The sequence below is a fragment of the Rhodococcoides fascians A44A genome (assembly GCF_000760735.1).
Taxonomy (GTDB): Bacteria; Actinomycetota; Actinomycetes; order Mycobacteriales; family Mycobacteriaceae; genus Rhodococcoides; species Rhodococcoides fascians_E.
This window is the reverse complement of the sequence record NZ_JMEX01000008.1, coordinates 2,527,822-2,546,154: the sequence shown is the minus strand read 5'-3', so window position 1 is coordinate 2,546,154 and position 18,333 is coordinate 2,527,822. Positions and strand designations below refer to the sequence as shown.

The following is an 18,333-nucleotide window of genomic DNA, read 5'->3' as shown; positions in this document are numbered from 1 at the left end:
GCTGCTCCGAGTTTGGTGTGGTCTCTAGAAGGCGTCCTGAGGTGTCCGATGGCGTCCGGCGAGCGATAAACCGGACACCAGAGGACCTCGCCGTTCATGAGCAATACAGCTTGACGGATGACCGTCAGGTAATCCGCTACCTTCACAGTCCCTCCCAGCCCGCCCCTAATTTAGCCAGTTACGCCTCCGGAGCAAGCACCGGTAGGTACCGCTCGAAGGCATCCCGGAAGTCGGCAGTCCGGTACCCACGGCCGGACTTGTCAGCGTTGTGAGCAGTCCGGATTCCATACGGCTTAAGTTGATGCCCAAGCTTCGAGGGGTTCAGCGACCTATCGGCCCAGGGAGACTCGTCCAGACGCATCAGCGCGGCGCAAAGATCGTCGGCCTTGAAGAAGTGGGTAGTGGGGCAGCCCTTGAAGACGGCTCGTATGTCCCCCAAGATGCGGGTCTTGCTTGCCTCCACGTCGTCGATTTAAGCCTGCGTGGTCAGGGCAAGCGCTGCCTTGCGAGCTCTCGTCGGCCAGTCTGAGCCCGCCTCGTCCGCGACTGCGACTAGGGGCTCCCAGACGTCCGCTGCACGATCTTCGACCGGCATGTCGGGCTGAGCGTCCATCAATCGAGTAGCGGCGTCCACAGCCCACAGAGCGATCCGGTCCTTCATCACCTCGAGCGCCGGCCTGTCACGGCGAATCCTGAACGGAGCGACTGCTTCCGAGTCCTTTCTCCTTCGCATTCGGATGATGACGGAACGGTCCTCGATTGTGTCGGGCATCCGGCCGATTCCCGCCACGACAGCCGGCGCGAACGCGTCGAACTCCTCTGGAAGCATCTCAGTCGACATTCGACCGTAGGTGAGCCCGCGCTGAAATCCGGCATTCAAGAGGCCGCGAAGGCTCTCGTGCTGGTCTGCCTTGTTGCGGGTCCCGAACAGGGCGTCAGCTTCGTCGATGAACAAGGTGCGTCCGCCATCCTCGTTCAGCGATCTGAAGATGTACGGGACGGACGCGTTCACGGTCCTCAGTGGCGAGTGTGCGAGTTCTGCGAGTATCTCCAGCAAGCGCGTTTTGCCAGAACGCTTTTCGGGGCTGCGGACTACCAATCGAGGTGCGAAGTCGAAGATGTCGCTTACGTGGGTGTGAACAACCCAGAGACTCACCGCGTCGAGGGCTTCGTCGCTGGGCAACTGACAGTAGCGGCTGATCGCAGCATGCACGTCGTCGAGAATCGCCCGCCCGCTGCAGTCTTCGTCCTGTGTCGCGTCGTCAGCAGGGACATTGTCGGATTCGCTCGTCGAGCACTCAGCGGGCATCTCGGCCCTTCCCATCTGCAGCCAGTAGATTCCTCGCCCTGATCCGGGCCACGCTCCCGTTGCACATCCAAAGATTCGAGGGTTTACCCCTATCCAATGGAAAGTGAGATCCGCCGTACCCCGCGTGTTGAAGCAAGCCCTTGGCCTCCATGTCCCTGACGATCAGTCCATTCATCCAGTGGTGAGGACGGCGGGCCTTGATTGAGGACAACACAGCACTGACAACGAAGCGTCGGCCGGACATCACTGCGGCCAAGAGGAGGCGAGTTGCGGCCTCCTCGTAATCATTCGGGCTCAGCGGACTAGATTGGGTCATTGAATTCCTTCTTAGTGTGGGTGTTCTGGCCGTCCCGCTCCCCTCGGGTGCAACCGACGGGATCAAGCGGGGCGGTTCTGTTAGTCAGGCGCTCTGCCGTCCGGCTTCGGCCTCAAGCTTCGCGATGAACTGATCGATGGCCGAATCGGAAACCAGTCGGCGCTTGCCGACCTTCACGGACGGCAGCTCGCCCGACTGAATAAGCCCAAAGAGCTTGCTGCGGCTGATGCCGAGTCGACTGGACGCCTGGTCCGTCTGAAGTAGCTGTGCCATGCCGTTCTCCTAATGTTTCCTCTGGATACAAAAACGGGGTGCGGTTGCTTCCCATTGAGACCTAATCAGATCAATCGACACGATGCAATAATTGGCATAAGATGCATCCTCATGATGCAACTCATGGAACAGCAGTGGGCCGACTGGGAGCAGAGGTCAGCCGAACGACTTGGCAACGATTTAAAGGACCTGAGGTCCGCCGCTGGACTCTCTCAGGCCAAGCTCGCCGAAGCAGCAGGACTTCCACGCTCAATCGTCTCCAACATCGAGTACAAGCGACTCAAGACCATGCCGTCCGTCTCGACCGTCGTCAGACTTGCTCTTGCACTTGGTGTCCCGCCAATCTCGCTGATCTACCGCGACGTTCCCGACGGCCCTGTCGAGGTAGCTCCGGGTGTTGAGCGGCGTGCAATCGACGGCGTGCGGTGGTTCGGTGGCGAGATCCCGCTCGACCCGTTAGAGGAGTCTCCGTCGCCGGAGATTGCTCGGCTCAGGGCATCTCGCACTCTGGCCCGCATGCGTCAGATGCAAATCGACGGTGACCTCCCCAAGTCGACCCGACCCATCCAGGTCGGTGACAGTGACGTTGACGGTGGGATCACCCAAACTGGACCGAGCACGTTCCAGATGGGTTTCGCGGTATCTGCCGGAGAAACAATGCTGTCGGTGCACGCGAAGCAGATGCGCGACAAAGGCTGGACGGTGGACTCTGATGGCTAGGCAGCAGCTCCCGCCTCAGATCACGAAGTACATGGTCACCGACCGGACGACCCGTAAGAAGGTGGCCCGATATCAGGTCACCGTCGACGCCGGTACCCGTGAGATCCCAGTCCAAAACGCGGACGGCACGCACTCGATCAAGGTCAAGCGTGTACAGACGCGCAAGAGGTACGACACAGAGAAGGAGGCACGGGCAGTGCTGGCCCGCGTGCTCGATGAGGTGGCTCGAGGCACCCATGTCTCATCCTCGGAGCTGACCGTTGACACGGCATGCGAGAACTGGCTGATGGGCCGCCGGGTACGCCCGACCACACTCAGCGCGTCACGTCACGCCCTTGCTCCGTTCCGGCAGAAGTACGGGTCTCTGCCTGTCCAGAAGGTCACCAAAGCTCATATCGATGCACTGATCAACGAGCTGGTAGCGGGAACGCTGTCGAACAGCAAGGGCAAGCCCCGCCGGCCTTGGGGGCCACAGACCGTAAATCCCATGATCAACACGATCAGCGCGGTCCTTACCGGCCTGGTGAAGCAAGGCATGTTGGTCCGCGACGTGGCTGCACTGGTCGACCGGATGCCTCGGACAAAAAAGGCCATGAAGACCTTCACCGAGGCCGAGGTTCGGACCGTGTTGACCAAAGCCAACACAGACCGCAACGGGCATGCATGGCACCTATCGCTATCCGGACTTCGGCGAGGTGAGGTGTGCGGACTCCGATGGATCGACATCGATTTCGACGCTGGTCGGGTGCGGATATCCAACAACCGGGTCTCAGTGAACGGCAAGGTGGTTGAGGGTGAGACCAAGACCGAGAGGTCAACCAGGAGTCTTCCGCTGACTCCAGCACTGACGAAAGCGTTGAAGCAAGCACGGACTCAGCAGCAGCGGGAGCGTCTGGCCCTCGGCGAGGCCTACGGTCCCGGCACCCACGTTGTCAGCGACGAGAGCGGCCAGCCGTACCACCCGGACACCGTCTCGAACTACTGGCAAGCCATCTGCAAGTCGGCAGGCGTGACCCCGATTCGACTGCACGATGCTCGGCACACGTGCGCCACCCTGATGCACCTTCAAGGGGTCCCAATTGCCGTCATTTCGGCTTGGCTGGGGCATGCAGATTCGGCCTTCACGATGCGTACCTACGCGCACTCTCAGGATGACGCCCTAGGCCTCGCTGCAGCGAGTTTGGAACGACTTGTGACAAGTCGTGACAACTCGGCAATCCAGCCTGAAAATCAAAAAGGCCCCCGACTCGCATAATTGCTGGTCAAAGGCCTTCTTGGGCGGAGCCCCCTAACGGGATTGAACCGTTGACCGCTCGCTTACAAGGCGAGTGCTCTACCGCTGAGCTAAGGAGGCGTTGTGCGGGGACAGCATATCCGTTCATCGAACGCACAGTCCAAACAGGTACCTTGTCGGTGGATCACCCCAGCTACAGAAAACGGACATGAGCTTTCTGCAAGACTTGACGACCTCGCTGAGTCGTCTGACCGGCGAGCGTCGCGCCACTATCGATACACCCACTGCAGCGCCGTCACCGCTGCAGCCGATCGACCTCACCGACGACGCGGTGGTGGCGGAGGTTCTGGATCTGGCTGTTCGGGTGGGTGAGGTTCTGTTGGCGTCGGGCACCGCTGCGATGGATACGACGACCCAGGTCCAGAATGTAGCGGCCACGTATGGTCTTGCGCGCTGTGATGTCGATGTGACGTACAACTCCATCACCATCAGTGCCCATCGTGGTCCAACGCGTCCGCCGTCGACGACGATGCGCATCGTTCATTACCGTTCGATGGACTTCACGCGGCTCGCGGCTGTCGACCGGTTGATCCGCAGCATTCGGCTGAAGCTGATTCCGCCGTCGCAGGCACTGGACACGTTGGACGCGATCACCACTGCCCCGCACCCGTACAACCGGTGGACGGCGACGTTCGCGTGGGCGGGCATGGCCGCGTCCATCGGTGTGTTGCTCGGCGGTGGTGTGCTGGTGGCCGTCGTGAGCTTCCTGACGACGATGGTGATCGACCGAATCGGCCGCGTCCTCAACCGGGTCGGTCTTCCGTTCTTCTTCCAGCAGGTCGTCGGCGGCTTCGTCGCGGCGACACCGGCGATCACGCTGTTCAACTTCCAGGATCAGCTGGGCGTCACGGTGTCGCCGTCGCTCGTCATCGCGGCCGGTGTGACTGTGCTGCTGTCCGGGCTGTCGTTGGTGGGCTCGGTTCAGGACGCCATCACGGGGGCGCCGATCACGGCGTCGGCCAGGTTCTTCGAGGTCTTGATGATGACGGGCGGCATCATTGCCGGCGTCGCCACGTCGTTGAAGCTGGCGGCGATCATCGGCAGCGATCTGCCGCTCATCAGCAATACCGCCCCGCCGGACATTCTCGAGGTTCCGACCAAGGTGTTGGCCGGTGCTGCGGCAGCGCTGTTCTACGCCCTGGCGTGCTACGCGGAGAAGCGTGCACTGACGGCTGCGTTCCTCGGCGGTTTCGCCGGGGCGTTGGTGTCGCTGCTGGTGCAGACCGTCGACACGGGTCCGATCATCGCCTCGGCGTTCGCTGCCACGGTCGTCGGCTTCGCCGGTGGTCTGATGGCACGTCGCGCGCTGATTCCACCACTGATCGTCGCGGTCGCGGGCATCACGCCGCTGCTGCCCGGTCTGGCGCTGTACCGAGGCCTGTACGCGATACTCAACGACCAGCTGCTGCTCGGCATCAGTTCGCTGTTCGCCGCGTTCGGCATCGGCTGCGGAATCGCCGCAGGGGTCACACTCGGTGAGTGGGGCGCTCGTACTCTCCGCCGTCCGCGCATCCTCGCGCGCACCGAAGAGCTGCTTCGCCCGACTCTTCGCCGCAAAGAAGAACCGCGCCGTCCGACTGTTCGTCGGCGACGCGGTCCTGTCGAGCTGAAGAAAAAGAAGAAGGCCTAGGCCTCGGGAGTGCCCTCGGCGGACTGACGTGCTGCAGCGTCGGCCTCCATGGCCTCACGCAGGCTGCGGGGGCGCATGTCCGTCCAGTTCTTCTCCACGTACTCCAAGCACGCTGCGCGGCTGTCCTCGCCGAAGACGACGCGCCATCCCTGCGGGACATCGGAGAAGGTCGGCCACAGCGAGTGCTGGTCTTCGTCGTTCACCAGCACGAAGAAGCGTCCGTCTTCGTCATCGAATGGATTGGTACTCATCTCGCCTCACTCGTCGCATACGTAAATAGGCAGTCTTCATGGGTGAAGTGCCCCCCTGACCCTAGCAACGCACACTAGCGCAGCGGGCAGTCAGCTCTTCAAGAACTCGAGAATGACGTCGTTGACGGCGTCGGGACGCTCCAGGTAGCCGTAGTGACCGACGTCGGGGATCTCGATGTACTGCGCGTCGGGAATGGCTTTCGCGAGCTCGGCTCCGAGGAACGCGGGAATCATCCGGTCGTGCTCGAACCCGACCGACAGGCAAGGCAGATCGATCTTGCCGTACGCCGAGGTGCGGTCGAAGGAATCGTCCATGCCGATCTGGGCGCGTACCCCGGGAGTGACGGGTGCGACGGAGAATTCCAGCAGATCCAGCCAGTCCCGAGCCGTCCTCGAATCCGCCAGCGTGGTCGGAGAGAGGTTCAGCGCAGCAGTGATGGCTGCCGCGTACTTGGGTGGCAGCTGCGTCTTGGCGTCGGCCAACGCGACCTCACCCTCGCCCAGAGTGCGCTGGAACTCGTCGAGGCGAGCATGACCGGCGAGGAACACAGCCTTGCGGAGGAGCTCCGGGCGTCGGAGAGCAAGCTCCTGGGCGACCCGAGCACCCATGGACGTACCGACGACGAACGCCTTCTCGTCGCCCTCGCGCACCAGCTCGATCAGCGCGGCGGTGTCTGCGACCAGGTCGTCGATGGTGATGCCCTGCACGGACTCGAACGAGGGCGCGATGCCGCGATTGTCGAAGAAGCACACCCGGTATCCCGCCTTGACCAGCGCCGGAACCTGATGCAGATCCCACACACGACCGGGGCTGCCGGTGCCCATGATCAGCACGACCAGCGGCCCGGAACCCTTGACCTGGTAGTTCAGCGTTATCCCGTTCACCGTCGCGGTGGGCATGAAACTCCTCGTCTGTTGCCTTGTGCTCGCGCAGAGTTTACGGCCGACCGTGGACATGCGTCGAACGACGGGTTTCCAGCATCGGCGTTCGGGTAGTTCTCTCCCGCCCTATCGACACGACTGCACAGGAGGCACCATGACCGACGACAGTGCATCGCACGAGGCACGAAAAGGCCTGCTCGACGCCGTCAAAGGCAAGGCCAAGGAGGTCGCCGGCGCCGTGACGGGCAATGACTCGCTGACCACCGAGGGGCAGCTCCAGGCCGCACAGGCCCGTGAGAAGAAGGAAGCCAAGGCCACCGAACTGGCGGCGGAATCACAGGCAGCCGAGGCCGGCGAGGGTCTGGCCGAGGTCAAGAACAGTGCGGACGCCCAGCGAGATTCCGTCGAGGCCAGTGCTCAGGCGTCCGAGGACGAGGCTCGTCGCGCTCAGCAGGCTCAGAGAATCGCTGCCGAGAAGGCCAAGGACCGCGCCGTGGCCGCCGAAAGCGCCGACGCGGAGGTCGACGCTCGGGCCGAGCAGATCGAAGCCGCAGCCGACGCCCGGTCGGAGGTTGCGGACGCCGACCAGGACGAGTTGGAAGCCGTTGCCCGGTACCGGCAGGAAGCCGCCGCCGCGGACGCAGCCCGGGACGCCGCCGATCGCATTCGTCGCAATGCGTAGACCAGCCGACATCAAGCATCAGGAGAACCGACAATGAGTGTGCTCGACATACCGCGTTCGATACTGCGTTTCCAGTACCGGATCGTTCGCATCCCGCTCGACCTGTTCGAGAGCAACGTCGTGCAGACGTGGAGTACCGAAGCCCCTGCGCGGCTCGCGTACGAGCGGGCCGTCGGAACCCTCGATCACAAGGTCGGCAAGATCCTCGGAGACGCCGATGTCCAGTCGCGCGGCCAGGACAAGGTCGATCACGCGGACCACATCGGTCTCGCGAAGAAGCTCGACGCGCAAGCCGACGCCGCGGAGACCGAGGCCAAGACCAAGCTCGAGACAGCTCGTCGCACTGCCGAGCAGGAACGTGACGCCGCAGCGAAATCTGCACGCGAGGCGGCCGAGAACGCACGGGCAGAAGCCGAGCAGCGCAAGGCCGAGGCCGAAGAAGAGGCCGACCGAAAGGCTGCGGCCCGCAAGAAGCAGGCCGACGACGCAGCGGCGGCGCGGGTGAAGGCCGCCGAGGACGCGGAGCGCAAGCAGAAGGAACAGATCGACAAGGTCGAGAAGGCCGCGTCAGCGCCTGCGGAGTCCGAGCTCGCCGACGCGGCGGAGCGTCAGGAAGAGGCCGAGGACAAGAAGGAAGAGGCAGCGCGGATCGAGAAGCTGTTCCTCGCTGAGAAGGAATCGGACTGATCACCCGGGCACGATAAATCGCTCGCTCGGCCGGCTCGATCGTCCTACGGTCAGGGCATGGGACCTCGTGTTGCAGTGGTGACCGGTGTCGGGCGGATCCGGTCGATCGGCTCCGCCCTCGCTGTCGGACTCGCCGAGGACGGGTGGGATCTGATCCTGAACTACTGGACTCCGTACGACGACCGGCTTGGATACATCCGTGACGCCGACGACCCCGAGCGCGTGGCAGAGATTTGCCGCGCGCTCGGGGTCTCCGTGTCTCTGGCACCGGGTGATCTGAGCGACCCGTCGGTGCCCGCTCGGTTGTTCGACGCCGCTGCACGTCCGGTGACGGGCTTGGTGATGTCGCACTGTGAATCGGAGGACAGCTCCATCCTCACCACCGACGTGGACAGTTGGGACCGTCACTTCGCTGTGAACGCCAGGGCCACCTGGCTTCTGGTCAAGGCATTCGCGGAGCAGCTCGACGGATCCGGAGGCAGAATCGCGGCGTTGACGAGCGATCACACCGCGCACAATCTGCCCTACGGCGCGAGCAAGGGGGCGCTGGATCGCATCGTCACGGCGGCCGCTGTGGAACTGGCGGATCTGAACGTTCGTGCGAACGTGGTGAACCCGGGCCCCGTCGACACCGGCTGGATGACCGAGAACATACGAGAAGCCGCCATTGCTGCAACACCTGCCGGCCGACTCGGAACCGCGGAGGACACGAGCAACCTCGTGCGTTTTCTGTTCTCCGACGCCGGTTCCTGGATCAACGGGCAGGTGCTGTACAGCAATGGCGGCTTCCGAATTACGTGAGACGGACGCTAGATGGCGTCGTCGAGCCGGACCAGGTCGCGTCCGCGAGTTTCGGGCGCGAGGTACGCGGACACCAGCGTGATTGCCGAGTAGACCACCAGCATTGCGGCGATCGGCCACCAGCTTCCGGTCACTGCCGTCAGCGTTGCTGCCATCAGCGGTCCGATGGCCGTGGCCAGGATGCCGCCGATCTCCTTGGCAAGTGCAAGCTGGGTGAATCGTGTTCTGGCACCGAACAGTTCGGCCATCGTGACGCTCTCGAGCGAGAACAGGCCGAGCACACCGATGTTGAGTGCGAGAACGACCGAGATGATCAGGGTTGCGTTGTTGCCGCTGGTCACCAGGTAGATCAACGGGAACGCCAACACCATGGTCGCGGCGCTGAGAATCATGTACATCGGGCGGCGACCGAACTTGTCACCCAGGATGCCGATGACCGGAATGGTGATGAATCCGAGCAGCGAACCGTAGACGATCGCCGTGGTGGCGATGGACTTCTCCAGCAGCAGAGTCGACGCGATGTAGCCCACCAGGAACGTCTGGATCAGACCCGAGTTGCCGGCCTGCCCGAAGCGAAGCCCGAGTGCGACGAAGAACGCACGGCCCTTGCGCTGACGCAGTCCGGACTCGAGAACGCTTTCCTTGGTTTCGGCGTCGACCTGCTCGATCTCCGCACGCGAGAGGGCGACACCGTCGACCACGTCGGCGCGATCCTCGAACACCGGGCTTTCCTTGAGGTTGGAGCGCAACCACACCGCGAAGAGCATCAGGAAGAAGCTCGCGAGGAACGGGATACGCCAGCCCCAGCTGACCAGTTGGTCGTCGGTCAGTACGACGAGCAGGATCGCCCAGATTCCCGACGCCGCAAGCGTTCCCGAGTTGGTCCCCAGCGAGACCAACGAACCGATGAGACCGCGACGCTTGTCCGGCGCGTACTCCACGAGCATGACCGTGGCGCCCGCGATCTCCGCTCCGGCGCCGAATCCCTGGATCAGGCGTAGTGCGACGAGCAGGATCGGCGCGAGGATGCCGATGGTCTGATACGTCGGCAGCGCACCGATCAGCGTCGTGGACGCTCCCATCATCGCGATCGTGATGAAGAGGACCTTCTTACGACCGATCCGGTCGCCCATCCGGCCGAAGTAGATGGCACCGACGAGGCGGGCGACGTAGCCGACGCCGTAGGTGGCCATGGCTGCGATCAGGCCGATCGCCGGGCTGACGTCGGGGAAGAAGACCCGGTTGAAGACGATGGCGGCGGCCAGCGAGTACAGCTGGAAGTCCATGAACTCCATTGCTGTTCCCAGCCAACCGGACACCGCGGCCTTGGTCAGGTCGCGGGTCGACCGCTTCGGCTTCTCGTCGGCCACGGCTGGGCTCGGCGCTTCGTTCGTGTCGTGAGACATCTTGTGCTCCGTTTGTTCAAGGCTGTCCGGTCGTCCATCGCGGTGTCAACGGAATCCGTTGCACCTACGCCCCTACTGAGACCTACGACCTGCAAGAGATGGTGAGTGGCCCGTGCCACACTGATATACAAGCACTGTTATACCAATGAGTCAACAGTGCTGTCGGACTGAGCTGCGCAGACCTGCCGCCGCACGCGCCAATTCGCTCACTGCAGTCCACTCCTTGGCCTGCACGAGGTTTCGAGGCGTCAACCAACTTCCGCCGACACACGCGACGTTCGGCAACCGGAGGTACTCGGTGGCGTTGCTCGACGAGATTCCGCCCGTCGGGCAGAACGTCAGATGCGGAAGCGGTCCGGAGAGGGCACCGAGAGCGGCTGCACCCCCGGAGGTCGACGCCGGGAAGAACTTCAGTTCGGTGTGACCCGCGTTCGAGACGTTCATCGCCTCGGTTGCCGTGGACACCCCCGGCAGCCACGGAATCGACCACCCGTGCGCAGCGTCGAGCAGGTCCGTCGGAGCGCCCGGTGACACCAGGAACCGCGCCCCGGCGTCGATCGATTTCTCCGCGTCCCGGCGCGTGAGCACCGTCCCGGCGCCGATGACGATCTCGGGCACCTCGGTCGCGATCGCTTCGATCGCAGCGAGCGCCGCCTCGGAGCGCAACGTCAACTCGATCACGTCGACGCCACCCTCGTGCAGGGCACGCGCCAACGGAACTGCGTCGGACGCATCGTCGACGACGACGACGGGAATGACCGGGCTGATGCCCATGACCTCACGTGTGTTCATGACAGTTCTCTTTCGATGTTCGCTACGAATTCGGTGGTGACTGCGGCAGAGCCGACGAGCAGATCGGCGGCTGCTGCAACCCGGCGACCGAACGGAGAATCCGGGCCGAGGTCGGCACCGAAGATCTGCTCGACGCTCAGCAGCGCCGCTACCGCGTCGTCCTGTGTGGCGGCCCGGGACAGGACGTCCGCCATCGGGTCGTCGAGCGCGCGTCCGGCGCGTACCTCGTCGATCACGTACGCGACCCAGGACGCCACCGCCACAGCGAGCCAGGTCGTCGACGATCCACGTTCCTGGGCGTCGCGCACGGTGCCCAGTAGCCTCGGACCGAGTTTCTGGGAGCCGTCCATCGCGACCTGACGGGTGGTGTGCGGCAACGTCGGGTTGGCGAAGCGCGTGAGCACCTCGTTCGCGTACGCGTCCGAGTTCATGTCTGGATGCAACGTCGGAGCGACGTCGGACACGATCATCCTGTGCGCCAACGATGTCAGGACCGGGTCCGCCACGGCGTCGGCAATGGTCGAGTGGCCCGACCGCACCCCGAGGTACGCGAGCAGCGAGTGCGACGCGTTCAGCACGCGGAGCTTCATCGTCTCCCACGGCTCGACGTCGGTCACGAACTGAACTCCGACGAGATCCCACGCGGGCCGCTCGGCGGCGAAGCGGTCCTCGATCACCCACTGCCGGAACGGCTCGCACACGACGACGGCATCGTCGCGTAGGCCCGTCTCGTCCTCGAGCCGACGCCTGTCTTCGTCCGTCGTGGCCGGAACGATGCGGTCCACCATCGAGTTCGGAAATGCGACGGCGGAGTCGATCCAGCCCTGTAGTGCGGTCGAATCATCCCTCTGCGCAACGTAATCCCGGACGATCCCCGCCAGAAGGGCCCCGTTGTGCGATAGGTTGTCGCAGCTCAGGACCGTCACGGGCGCATCGAGCTTCGCTCGCAACGCAAGCCCGGCGACCAGCTGACCCACCACCGTCCCAGGCGATCGACCGGTCAGGTCGGCCACGATCTCCGGGTCGTCCGGCCGGAGCCGTCCGGTCGCCGGGTCGAGCCGGTAGCCCTTCTCCGTCACCGTCAGGGACACGATTCGCACGCGCGGGTCGGCAATGGCGTCGACGACGGCATCCGCGTCGTGCACGGCGCTGATCACCTCGGTGATCGACCCGACGACGGAAGCGCGATCGATACCCGGCCCCTTCTCCACCAGCGTGAACAGACCGTCCTGAGGGCGCAACTGCTCTGCGACGGCAGCGCTTCGCTGCGTCACCCCGGTGATGCCCCACGACGAATCGCCGGTGAGCAGAGCTGCCTCATGGGTGAACGCCGCCTGGTGGGCACGGTGGAACGCACCGAGGCCGAGGTGGACGATTCCACGCGTCACCGGCCTCGGTACGTCGGGAGCCGTAGCCGACGAGAGCCTGCTCATACGGCGACCCGATCGCGGTGCGCACGGACCTCGTCGAGGGACGCGATCAGGCCGGTGCCGCCTCGCCCTCCGACACTGAGCGATGCCGCACTCGCAGCGAGCGCCGTGGCGTCGAGCAGGTTGTCTCCCAACGCTATCCGTGCCGTGAGGGTGCCGGCGAACACGTCGCCTGCCCCGGTCTGATCGACGACGGCCGGTGCCGGAATGGACGGCTGAAAGCGGACGTCGTCGCCGGTCACCACCGTGATGCCCTCGGACCCCTGCGTCACGGCAACAGCTTTCGCGCCCCACTCCATCAACCTGGTGGCTGCGGCCTGCGGGTCGGTGATGCTCAGAAGGTCGTCGATCTCACCGGGAGCCGACGGCACGACGACGGAGCAGTGCGGCGCGATCTCGCGGAGGAAGTTCACGGACTCGGCGGCCGTGGTGAGCCGGGGCCGGAAGTTGGGGTCGTAGACGAACGTCGACGCGTTCTTCGCGGCGAACGCCAGTGCACGACGTGCGGAATCGGACAGTGCCGCCGTGATTCCGCTGCCCAGCACCGCCCCTGCCGCAGCGAGGACGTCGGCCGGGACGTCGGAGACGTCCAGTCCCGACCCCACGGAACCGGTGCGTGCGTAGGAGAACTGACGCTGCCCCAACGGATCGATGTGCAGGAAGTACGCGCCCTGTTGGCCGTCGACACGCCTGACGTAGGTGTCGTCGATGCCGAGGGACCGGATCCGTGCACACACCGCGTCGCCCAGTTCGTCGTTGGATACCCGGGCGACCAGGGCGACGGACGCGCCTGCGGCCGCCGCTGCTGCGCCTGCGTTCACCACGTCGCCGGAGACACCGAGAACACTGGACGTACCGTGCGCGAACGGCTGCGTCGTCGATATCTCGACGAGTGGCTCGCCGAGGAGGACGACGTCGAAAGCTGTGTTGCTGTTCATTGTTCGTCTCACCAATCGTGCATGCTGCCGTCGAGGCGGCGGTTGACGGGAAGATAGCGGGGGTTGTACGGGTACTTCGCGGCGGCGGCCTCGTCGACGTCGACGCCGATGCCCGGCTTGTTGCCCGGATGCATGAAGCCGTTCTCGAACGTGTAGTCGGTCTGGAAGACGTCGGACGTCGGGTCGACGTGGCCCATGTACTCCTGGACGCCGAAGTTCGGGATGGACAGGTCCACGTGCAGGGCCGCGGCGAGCGACACCGGTGAAAGATCGCCTGCGCCATGCGAACCGGACTTGACTCCGTACAGATCGGCGAGCGAGAAGATGCGACGCAGGTGCGTGATTCCGCCTGCGTGCGACACCGAGGTGCGGATGTAGTCGATCCACCGGTTGGTGATGAGGTCCTGGCAGTCCCAGATGGAATTGAAGATCTCGCCGACGGCGATCGGGGTGGTGGTGTGCTGACGGATCGTCGCGAACGCGCTCTGATCCTCGGCAGGCGTCGGATCCTCGATCCAGAACATCCGCATGTCCTCGAGGTCGCGGCCGAGACGACCCGCTTCGATGGGCGTCAGGCGGTGATGGACGTCGTGCAGCAGGTGGAACCCGAAACCGTGACGCTCACGGACGGCACCGAGCATCTCCGGGGCGAACTTCAGGTACGGCGCGGTGTCCCACGAATCCTCCTGCGGCGCAGCGTCGGACGCCGGCTCGTAGAAGCCGTTCTTCGGGATGCCGTAGGTCTTGTCCAGACCGGGGATGGCCGACTGCGCACGGACGGCCTTGTATCCCTCGTCGAGATGCCGTGCGACGTCGTCGAGCATCTCGTCGACGCTGGTGCCGCTGGCGTGCCCGTAGACCATGACGCCGTCGCGTGCGGCGCCGCCGAGGAGTTGATGGACCGGCATGTCGGCGGCTTTGCCCTTGATGTCCCACAGCGCGACGTCGACCGCCGCGATGGCCGTCATCGTCACCGGGCCGCGTCGCCAGTACGCGCCCTTGTACAGGTACTGCCAGGTGTCCTCGATGCGCTGAGCATCGCGACCGATCAGCAAGGGGCACAGATGATCACGCAGGTACGACGCCACGGCGAGTTCCCGGCCGTTGAGGGTGGCGTCACCCCATCCGACGATACCCTCGTCGGTGGTGATCTTCAGCGTGACGTAGTTGCGCCCGGGCGCAGTGACGATGACGGTTGCGTCGATGATCTTCATCGGTTGTCCTCGGAGTTCGGTGAAGCGGTGTCGATGACGATCTTGAGTTGAGTGGGGTCGGACAGTGCAGCGTCGAGCGCTGCGGCCGACTCTTCGAGCGGGAATCTGGACGTGACCAGAACGTTCAGGTTCACGCGGCCCTGAGCGGCAAGGGAAATCGCGTGGGTGAACGCGTCGGGTCCGTAGCGGAAGCAACCCCGGATGTCGAGCTCCCACCGTTGCACCAGGCCGATCGGGAATTCGGCGTCGCCGCGTCCTGGAACGCCGACCAGGGCGAGAACGCCGGCCGGGCCGAGGGCTCTTGCGGCGTCGGCGATCGCGGCGGGGTGGCCGGAACAGTCGAAGGCGACGTCGGCGAAACCTGTGTCCAACGACGTTTCTCCGGAGAGCAGCGCGACGTCGGCGCCGAGCCGGAGCGCGACGTCCAAGCGCGCCTGCGAGACGTCGGTGATCGTGACGTGCTGGGCGCCGAGCGCGATCACGGTCTGCAGCACCAGGAGCCCGATAGGCCCTGCGCCGGTGATCACGACGGTCTTGCCCAGCACCGATCCGGCCCGGGCTGCCGCCCACGCGGCCACGGCCAACGGTTCGATCAGTGCCGCGACGTCGTCGGTGACGGTGTCCGGGAGTGTGTGCGCGAAGGCGTCCGGCATCACGACCGACCCGCGGAGCAATCCGTTGTTCGGCGGGGAGCCGAAGCAGACGACGCTGGGATCGACGTTGTAACGGCCACGCAGTGCGTGCTGGGCGTGCGGTCCCGGCACGGCAGGCTCGATCGCGACGCGCTGACCGAGGCGATGGGACGGGACCCCGTCTCCGACCTCGACGATGCGGCCGAAGCCTTCGTGCCCGAGCACCGTGGGCCGGGTGAGGACGTTGGTGCCGTTCTTGCCGTCGGCGTAGTAGTGGAGGTCGGATCCGCACAGACTGACACCGGCGATCTCGACGCGCACCTGACCTGGGCCGACCTCGGCGCGGTCGACGTCTTCGATTCTCAGATCGCGGCGTGCGTGCAGGATCGCAGCACGATCTCGGCCCTGGGTGTTCATCGGTGCCTCGCAATTCGTCAGTCTTGAATACCAGCACTGCCATACTAGTGCGTAAGTGACGTGCGTCAACTTTCCTGTCCGTGCCGCGCATAGCTCACGTATCCGACCGGCCATTACTGTTGACGCGGTGAGCACCCGAAAAATCACCGCGCGCGAAGCCGCCTACAAGGAGCTGCGGCACCGAATCGTGTCGTTGAAGCTGCCTCCGGGCAGCCCCCTGTCGGAGAACGAGCTGGCCGAACACCTGTCGGTGAGCCGTACTCCCGTGCGCGAATCACTGATTCTCCTCGCCGAGGAAGGCCTGGTGCAGGTCTTTCCTCAACTCGGCACGTTCGTGTCGCGGGTGGACACCGAGAAGGTCGCCGACGCGCAGTTCGTCCGGGAGGCCATCGAGATCGCGTCGTTGAAGGACGCGGTCGCCGGACGATCCGACGCGGACATCGCCGCCCTGCGTGACAACCTGGCTCAGCAGAGCGAACCAGGCCTGAGCATGGACGACTTCTTCGAACTCGACGAGAAATTCCACCAGGCGCTTCTTGCCGCCGGTGGGCACTCGGCAGCATGGCGGTCCGTCGAGTCCGCGAAAGCGCACCTCGACCGTGCCCGGCGCCTCGGCCTACGGGACACCCGCCCCATTCCTGAGCTCATCGCCCAGCACACCGCCATCGCCGACGCTGTCGAGCAGGCAGATTTCGCTGCCGCGGAGCGAGCGATGCGTGATCACCTGCGCGCAGTGTTCGACGACGTCGAGCGCATCAAGGAAGCAAGTCCACACCTGTTCTCGGACAGTAACGAACGGCCCACCCGACGAGTCATCGCGAGCTGGTGACGCCGGCCCACGTCGCGCGGTAGGCCCTGGGCGAGACTCCGATGTCGGCCATCAGCTGCTGCCGCAGGGACGTGGCGGTACCGAAACCGGCCTCGGCCGCGACACGGTCGATGGTGTGATCGGTGTTCTCGAGCAGTTCCTTGGCGCGCTGCACACGTTGCTGTGCAATCCATTTGGCCGGAGATACACCCACTTCCGCGGTGAATCGACGCGTGAACGTACGGACGCTCATGGACACCGACGACGCCAACGCCTCGTTGGACAACGGCTCGTGCAGCCTCTCCAGCGCCCACTCCTGCGCCGCAGCAATCGAACTGGCCGTGGAGCGGCGAACGGGCGGCGCGACGTACTGAGCCTGACCGCCGCTCCGATGCGGCGGTACCACCGTTCCCCGCGCAACCCGGTTCGCGACAGCCGAGCCGAAATCGCACCGAATCATGTACAGGCACAAATCGATACCCGACGCCTCCCCCGCCGCCGTCAGTACGTCGCCGTCGTGGGTGTACAGGACATTCGGTTCGAGCCGGACCTGGGGATACAACGCCCGGAACTGCTCCGCCGACGCCCAGTGCGTCGTTGCGCGTCGGCCGTCGAGCAGACCCGAGGCGGCCAGAACGAACGCACCCGTACAGATGGACGCGATCCGAGTCCCGGGCCGAATCCGCTGGAACAGTGCGGTGTCCGAGACGGGATCGTCGCCGTAGTCCAGATCCGACGCAGGAACGATCACCGTGTCGGCATCGGCAACGGCCTCCAACCCGCGCTCCACCACGATGCTCACGTCCGAATCCGTGCGCACCGGACCGGGCGTCGCGGTACACGTCACCACCGAGTACAGCGGCTCACCGTCGTCGGACCTCGCCTGGCCGAACAATCGATGGACCGAGCCGAATTCCATCCCCAACAGTCCGTCACGGACGACGACGACCACCCGATGCGGTTCTCGGGTGGTGTCACGATCTCGACGTGTACGCATGGCCGAATTCTTTCACATGTTGTCCGGTAGGCCACTGGCTCGGCCGATCCGCTGGTGACAGGCTCAGGACATGAACATTCTTTGGGTTTCCGCGCATCCCGACCCTCGCTCGCTCAACGGATCGTTGCGTGACTCGGCGCTGAAATGGCTCGCCGGGGCGGGTCACACCGCCATGGAGTCCGACCTGTACCGCATGGGATGGAATCCGGTGGTGACCGCGGAGGACTACGCACACGATCCGGCACACCGACTGCACGTGGCCACTGCGTCGTCGACCGCTCTCGCAGACGGGACGATAGCCGCCGACATCGCCGCCGAGCAGGACAAGGTGCGCCGAGCCGATGCCGTCGTACTGCAGTTTCCGCTGTGGTGGTTCTCGATGCCCGCCATCATGAAAGGCTGGGTGGACCGCGTGTTCGTCGAGGGCTTCGGATACGGAATTCGCAAGACGGAAGGTGGAACTCGCCGCTACGGCGACGGTCTGTTGGCGGGCACCCGAGCACTGATCGTCACCAGTATGGGCGGCAGTGAACACACGGTGTCGCCGCGCGGTATCAACGGCTCACTGGACGAACTGCTGTTCCCCATTCAGCACGGATTCTTCTGGTACACAGGCATGTCCGTGCTACCACCGGTGCTGATTCCCAGCGCCGACCGAATGACCGACGACGGTTACGCCGCGGCCGAGACGCACCTGCAGGCCCGGCTGGCCACACTGTTCTCCGACCGGCCGATCCCGTACCGCACCCAGAACGGCGGTGAGTACGACGCGAACTTCGTCCTGGACGACACCCATGCCCCCAGCGAATCGGGCCTGCGAGTTCACACCCGCTGAGCTGCACCGAATTCCGAAA

At 64.6% G+C, this 18,333-nt stretch carries 18 protein-coding genes, 1 tRNA gene and 1 pseudogene; 8 read left to right on the top strand and 12 right to left on the bottom strand.

What is annotated here, in order from left to right:
- Positions 1-178: 178 nt before the first annotated feature.
- Together BH95_RS29670 and BH95_RS24185 are read right to left on the bottom strand one after the other, a co-directional pair.
- A pseudogene (locus BH95_RS29670) lies at positions 179-772 on the bottom strand (DUF3631 domain-containing protein).
- Between the two features lie 937 nt (positions 773-1,709).
- Positions 1,710-1,898 (bottom strand): excisionase family DNA-binding protein, encoded by a 189-nt coding sequence (locus tag BH95_RS24185; RefSeq protein ID WP_037184652.1) that lies wholly within the window; start codon positions 1,896-1,898, stop codon positions 1,710-1,712.
- A 111-nt stretch (positions 1,899-2,009) separates the two neighbouring features.
- On the opposite strand from BH95_RS24185, the gene BH95_RS27910 reads away from it, so the two are divergent.
- Positions 2,010-2,618, top strand: a complete 609-nt coding sequence (locus BH95_RS27910; RefSeq protein WP_052060153.1) for a helix-turn-helix transcriptional regulator — start codon at positions 2,010-2,012, stop codon at positions 2,616-2,618.
- Positions 2,611-3,873: a tyrosine-type recombinase/integrase gene (locus tag BH95_RS24175; protein WP_052060152.1), complete on the top strand. Its 1,263-nt coding sequence runs from the start codon at positions 2,611-2,613 to the stop codon at positions 3,871-3,873. The genes BH95_RS27910 and BH95_RS24175 overlap by 8 nt, the downstream gene beginning before the upstream one ends.
- 27 nt (positions 3,874-3,900) lie before the next feature.
- Here BH95_RS24175 and BH95_RS24170 read toward each other — a convergent pair.
- Positions 3,901-3,972: transfer RNA gene (locus BH95_RS24170), tRNA-Thr, on the bottom strand.
- Between the two features lie 88 nt (positions 3,973-4,060).
- Between BH95_RS24170 and BH95_RS24165 the strand changes: the two genes are divergently transcribed.
- Positions 4,061-5,542, top strand: a complete 1,482-nt coding sequence (locus tag BH95_RS24165) for a threonine/serine ThrE exporter family protein (protein WP_019663792.1) — start codon at positions 4,061-4,063, stop codon at positions 5,540-5,542.
- On the opposite strand, the gene BH95_RS24160 is transcribed toward BH95_RS24165, so the two are convergent.
- Positions 5,539-5,793 (bottom strand): MbtH family protein, encoded by a 255-nt coding sequence (locus tag BH95_RS24160; protein ID WP_019663793.1) that lies wholly within the window; start codon positions 5,791-5,793, stop codon positions 5,539-5,541. The genes BH95_RS24165 and BH95_RS24160 overlap by 4 nt on opposite strands.
- Before the next feature lie 90 nt (positions 5,794-5,883).
- On the bottom strand, positions 5,884-6,693 hold the full coding sequence (locus BH95_RS24155) for an alpha/beta fold hydrolase (protein ID WP_020110789.1): 810 nt from the start codon (positions 6,691-6,693) through the stop codon (positions 5,884-5,886).
- A gap of 136 nt (positions 6,694-6,829) precedes the next feature.
- Here BH95_RS24155 and BH95_RS24150 point away from each other — a divergent pair, with 136 nt between their 5' ends.
- The 3 genes from BH95_RS24150 to BH95_RS24140 are packed head-to-tail and all read left to right on the top strand — an operon-like array spanning position 6,830 to position 8,845.
- Positions 6,830-7,357, top strand: coding sequence for a hypothetical protein (locus BH95_RS24150; protein ID WP_037184650.1), 528 nt, complete (start codon positions 6,830-6,832; stop codon positions 7,355-7,357).
- Positions 7,358-7,390: 33 nt separating this feature from the next.
- A complete protein-coding gene (locus BH95_RS24145) occupies positions 7,391-8,044 on the top strand; it encodes a hypothetical protein (RefSeq protein ID WP_037157733.1) in 654 nt (217 codons plus the stop codon).
- Between the two features lie 57 nt (positions 8,045-8,101).
- Positions 8,102-8,845, top strand: a complete 744-nt coding sequence (locus tag BH95_RS24140; protein WP_037184648.1) for an SDR family oxidoreductase — start codon at positions 8,102-8,104, stop codon at positions 8,843-8,845.
- An 8-nt stretch (positions 8,846-8,853) separates the two neighbouring features.
- Here BH95_RS24140 and BH95_RS24135 read toward each other — a convergent pair whose 3' ends face one another.
- The 6 genes from BH95_RS24135 to BH95_RS24110 all read right to left on the bottom strand — a co-directional run bounded on the left by BH95_RS24135 (position 8,854) and on the right by BH95_RS24110 (position 15,674).
- On the bottom strand, positions 8,854-10,251 hold the full coding sequence (locus BH95_RS24135) for an MFS transporter (RefSeq protein WP_019663798.1): 1,398 nt from the start codon (positions 10,249-10,251) through the stop codon (positions 8,854-8,856).
- Between the two features lie 150 nt (positions 10,252-10,401).
- Positions 10,402-11,043 (bottom strand): bifunctional 4-hydroxy-2-oxoglutarate aldolase/2-dehydro-3-deoxy-phosphogluconate aldolase, encoded by a 642-nt coding sequence (locus BH95_RS24130; RefSeq protein WP_037184646.1) that lies wholly within the window; start codon positions 11,041-11,043, stop codon positions 10,402-10,404.
- Positions 11,040-12,476, bottom strand: a complete 1,437-nt coding sequence (locus BH95_RS24125; protein WP_037184644.1) for a mannitol dehydrogenase family protein — start codon at positions 12,474-12,476, stop codon at positions 11,040-11,042. The genes BH95_RS24130 and BH95_RS24125 overlap by 4 nt, the downstream gene beginning before the upstream one ends.
- Positions 12,473-13,411, bottom strand: a complete 939-nt coding sequence (locus BH95_RS24120; RefSeq protein ID WP_037184642.1) for a PfkB family carbohydrate kinase — start codon at positions 13,409-13,411, stop codon at positions 12,473-12,475. Before BH95_RS24120 ends, BH95_RS24125 begins: the two co-directional genes overlap by 4 nt.
- An 8-nt stretch (positions 13,412-13,419) precedes the next feature.
- Positions 13,420-14,625, bottom strand: a complete 1,206-nt coding sequence (gene manD / locus BH95_RS24115) for a D-mannonate dehydratase ManD (protein WP_037184640.1) — start codon at positions 14,623-14,625, stop codon at positions 13,420-13,422.
- Positions 14,622-15,674 carry a sorbitol dehydrogenase gene (locus BH95_RS24110; protein ID WP_037184638.1) on the bottom strand — a complete coding sequence of 351 codons (1,053 nt, stop codon included), beginning with the start codon at positions 15,672-15,674 and terminating at the stop codon, positions 14,622-14,624. Before BH95_RS24110 ends, manD begins: the two co-directional genes overlap by 4 nt.
- 127 nt (positions 15,675-15,801) lie before the next feature.
- On the opposite strand from BH95_RS24110, the gene BH95_RS24105 reads away from it, so the two are divergent.
- Entirely contained in the window at positions 15,802-16,503 is a 702-nt protein-coding gene (locus BH95_RS24105; protein ID WP_019663804.1) for a GntR family transcriptional regulator, read from the top strand.
- On the opposite strand, the gene BH95_RS24100 is transcribed toward BH95_RS24105, so the two are convergent.
- Positions 16,487-17,479, bottom strand: a complete 993-nt coding sequence (locus BH95_RS24100; protein ID WP_176458715.1) for a GlxA family transcriptional regulator — start codon at positions 17,477-17,479, stop codon at positions 16,487-16,489. The genes BH95_RS24105 and BH95_RS24100 overlap by 17 nt on opposite strands.
- Positions 17,480-17,549: 70 nt before the next feature.
- Between BH95_RS24100 and BH95_RS24095 the strand changes: the two genes are divergently transcribed.
- Positions 17,550-18,314, top strand: coding sequence for an NAD(P)H-dependent oxidoreductase (locus BH95_RS24095; RefSeq protein ID WP_037184633.1), 765 nt, complete (start codon positions 17,550-17,552; stop codon positions 18,312-18,314).
- The last annotated feature ends 19 nt before the right edge of the window (positions 18,315-18,333 follow it).

Coding starts and splice junctions, on each gene's coding strand:
- BH95_RS24185 (WP_037184652.1), bottom strand. CDS start 1,898: ATGGCACAGCTACTTCAGACGGACCAGGCGTCCAGTCGACTCGGCATC.
- BH95_RS27910 (WP_052060153.1), top strand. CDS start 2,010: ATGATGCAACTCATGGAACAGCAGTGGGCCGACTGGGAGCAGAGGTCA.
- BH95_RS24175 (WP_052060152.1), top strand. CDS start 2,611: ATGGCTAGGCAGCAGCTCCCGCCTCAGATCACGAAGTACATGGTCACC.
- BH95_RS24165 (WP_019663792.1), top strand. CDS start 4,061: ATGAGCTTTCTGCAAGACTTGACGACCTCGCTGAGTCGTCTGACCGGC.
- BH95_RS24160 (WP_019663793.1), bottom strand. CDS start 5,793: ATGAGTACCAATCCATTCGATGACGAAGACGGACGCTTCTTCGTGCTG.
- BH95_RS24155 (WP_020110789.1), bottom strand. CDS start 6,693: ATGCCCACCGCGACGGTGAACGGGATAACGCTGAACTACCAGGTCAAG.
- BH95_RS24150 (WP_037184650.1), top strand. CDS start 6,830: ATGACCGACGACAGTGCATCGCACGAGGCACGAAAAGGCCTGCTCGAC.
- BH95_RS24145 (WP_037157733.1), top strand. CDS start 7,391: ATGAGTGTGCTCGACATACCGCGTTCGATACTGCGTTTCCAGTACCGG.
- BH95_RS24140 (WP_037184648.1), top strand. CDS start 8,102: ATGGGACCTCGTGTTGCAGTGGTGACCGGTGTCGGGCGGATCCGGTCG.
- BH95_RS24135 (WP_019663798.1), bottom strand. CDS start 10,251: ATGTCTCACGACACGAACGAAGCGCCGAGCCCAGCCGTGGCCGACGAG.
- BH95_RS24130 (WP_037184646.1), bottom strand. CDS start 11,043: ATGAACACACGTGAGGTCATGGGCATCAGCCCGGTCATTCCCGTCGTC.
- BH95_RS24125 (WP_037184644.1), bottom strand. CDS start 12,476: ATGAGCAGGCTCTCGTCGGCTACGGCTCCCGACGTACCGAGGCCGGTG.
- BH95_RS24120 (WP_037184642.1), bottom strand. CDS start 13,411: ATGAACAGCAACACAGCTTTCGACGTCGTCCTCCTCGGCGAGCCACTC.
- manD (WP_037184640.1), bottom strand. CDS start 14,625: ATGAAGATCATCGACGCAACCGTCATCGTCACTGCGCCCGGGCGCAAC.
- BH95_RS24110 (WP_037184638.1), bottom strand. CDS start 15,674: ATGAACACCCAGGGCCGAGATCGTGCTGCGATCCTGCACGCACGCCGC.
- BH95_RS24100 (WP_176458715.1), bottom strand. CDS start 17,479: ATGCGTACACGTCGAGATCGTGACACCACCCGAGAACCGCATCGGGTG.
- BH95_RS24095 (WP_037184633.1), top strand. CDS start 17,550: ATGAACATTCTTTGGGTTTCCGCGCATCCCGACCCTCGCTCGCTCAAC.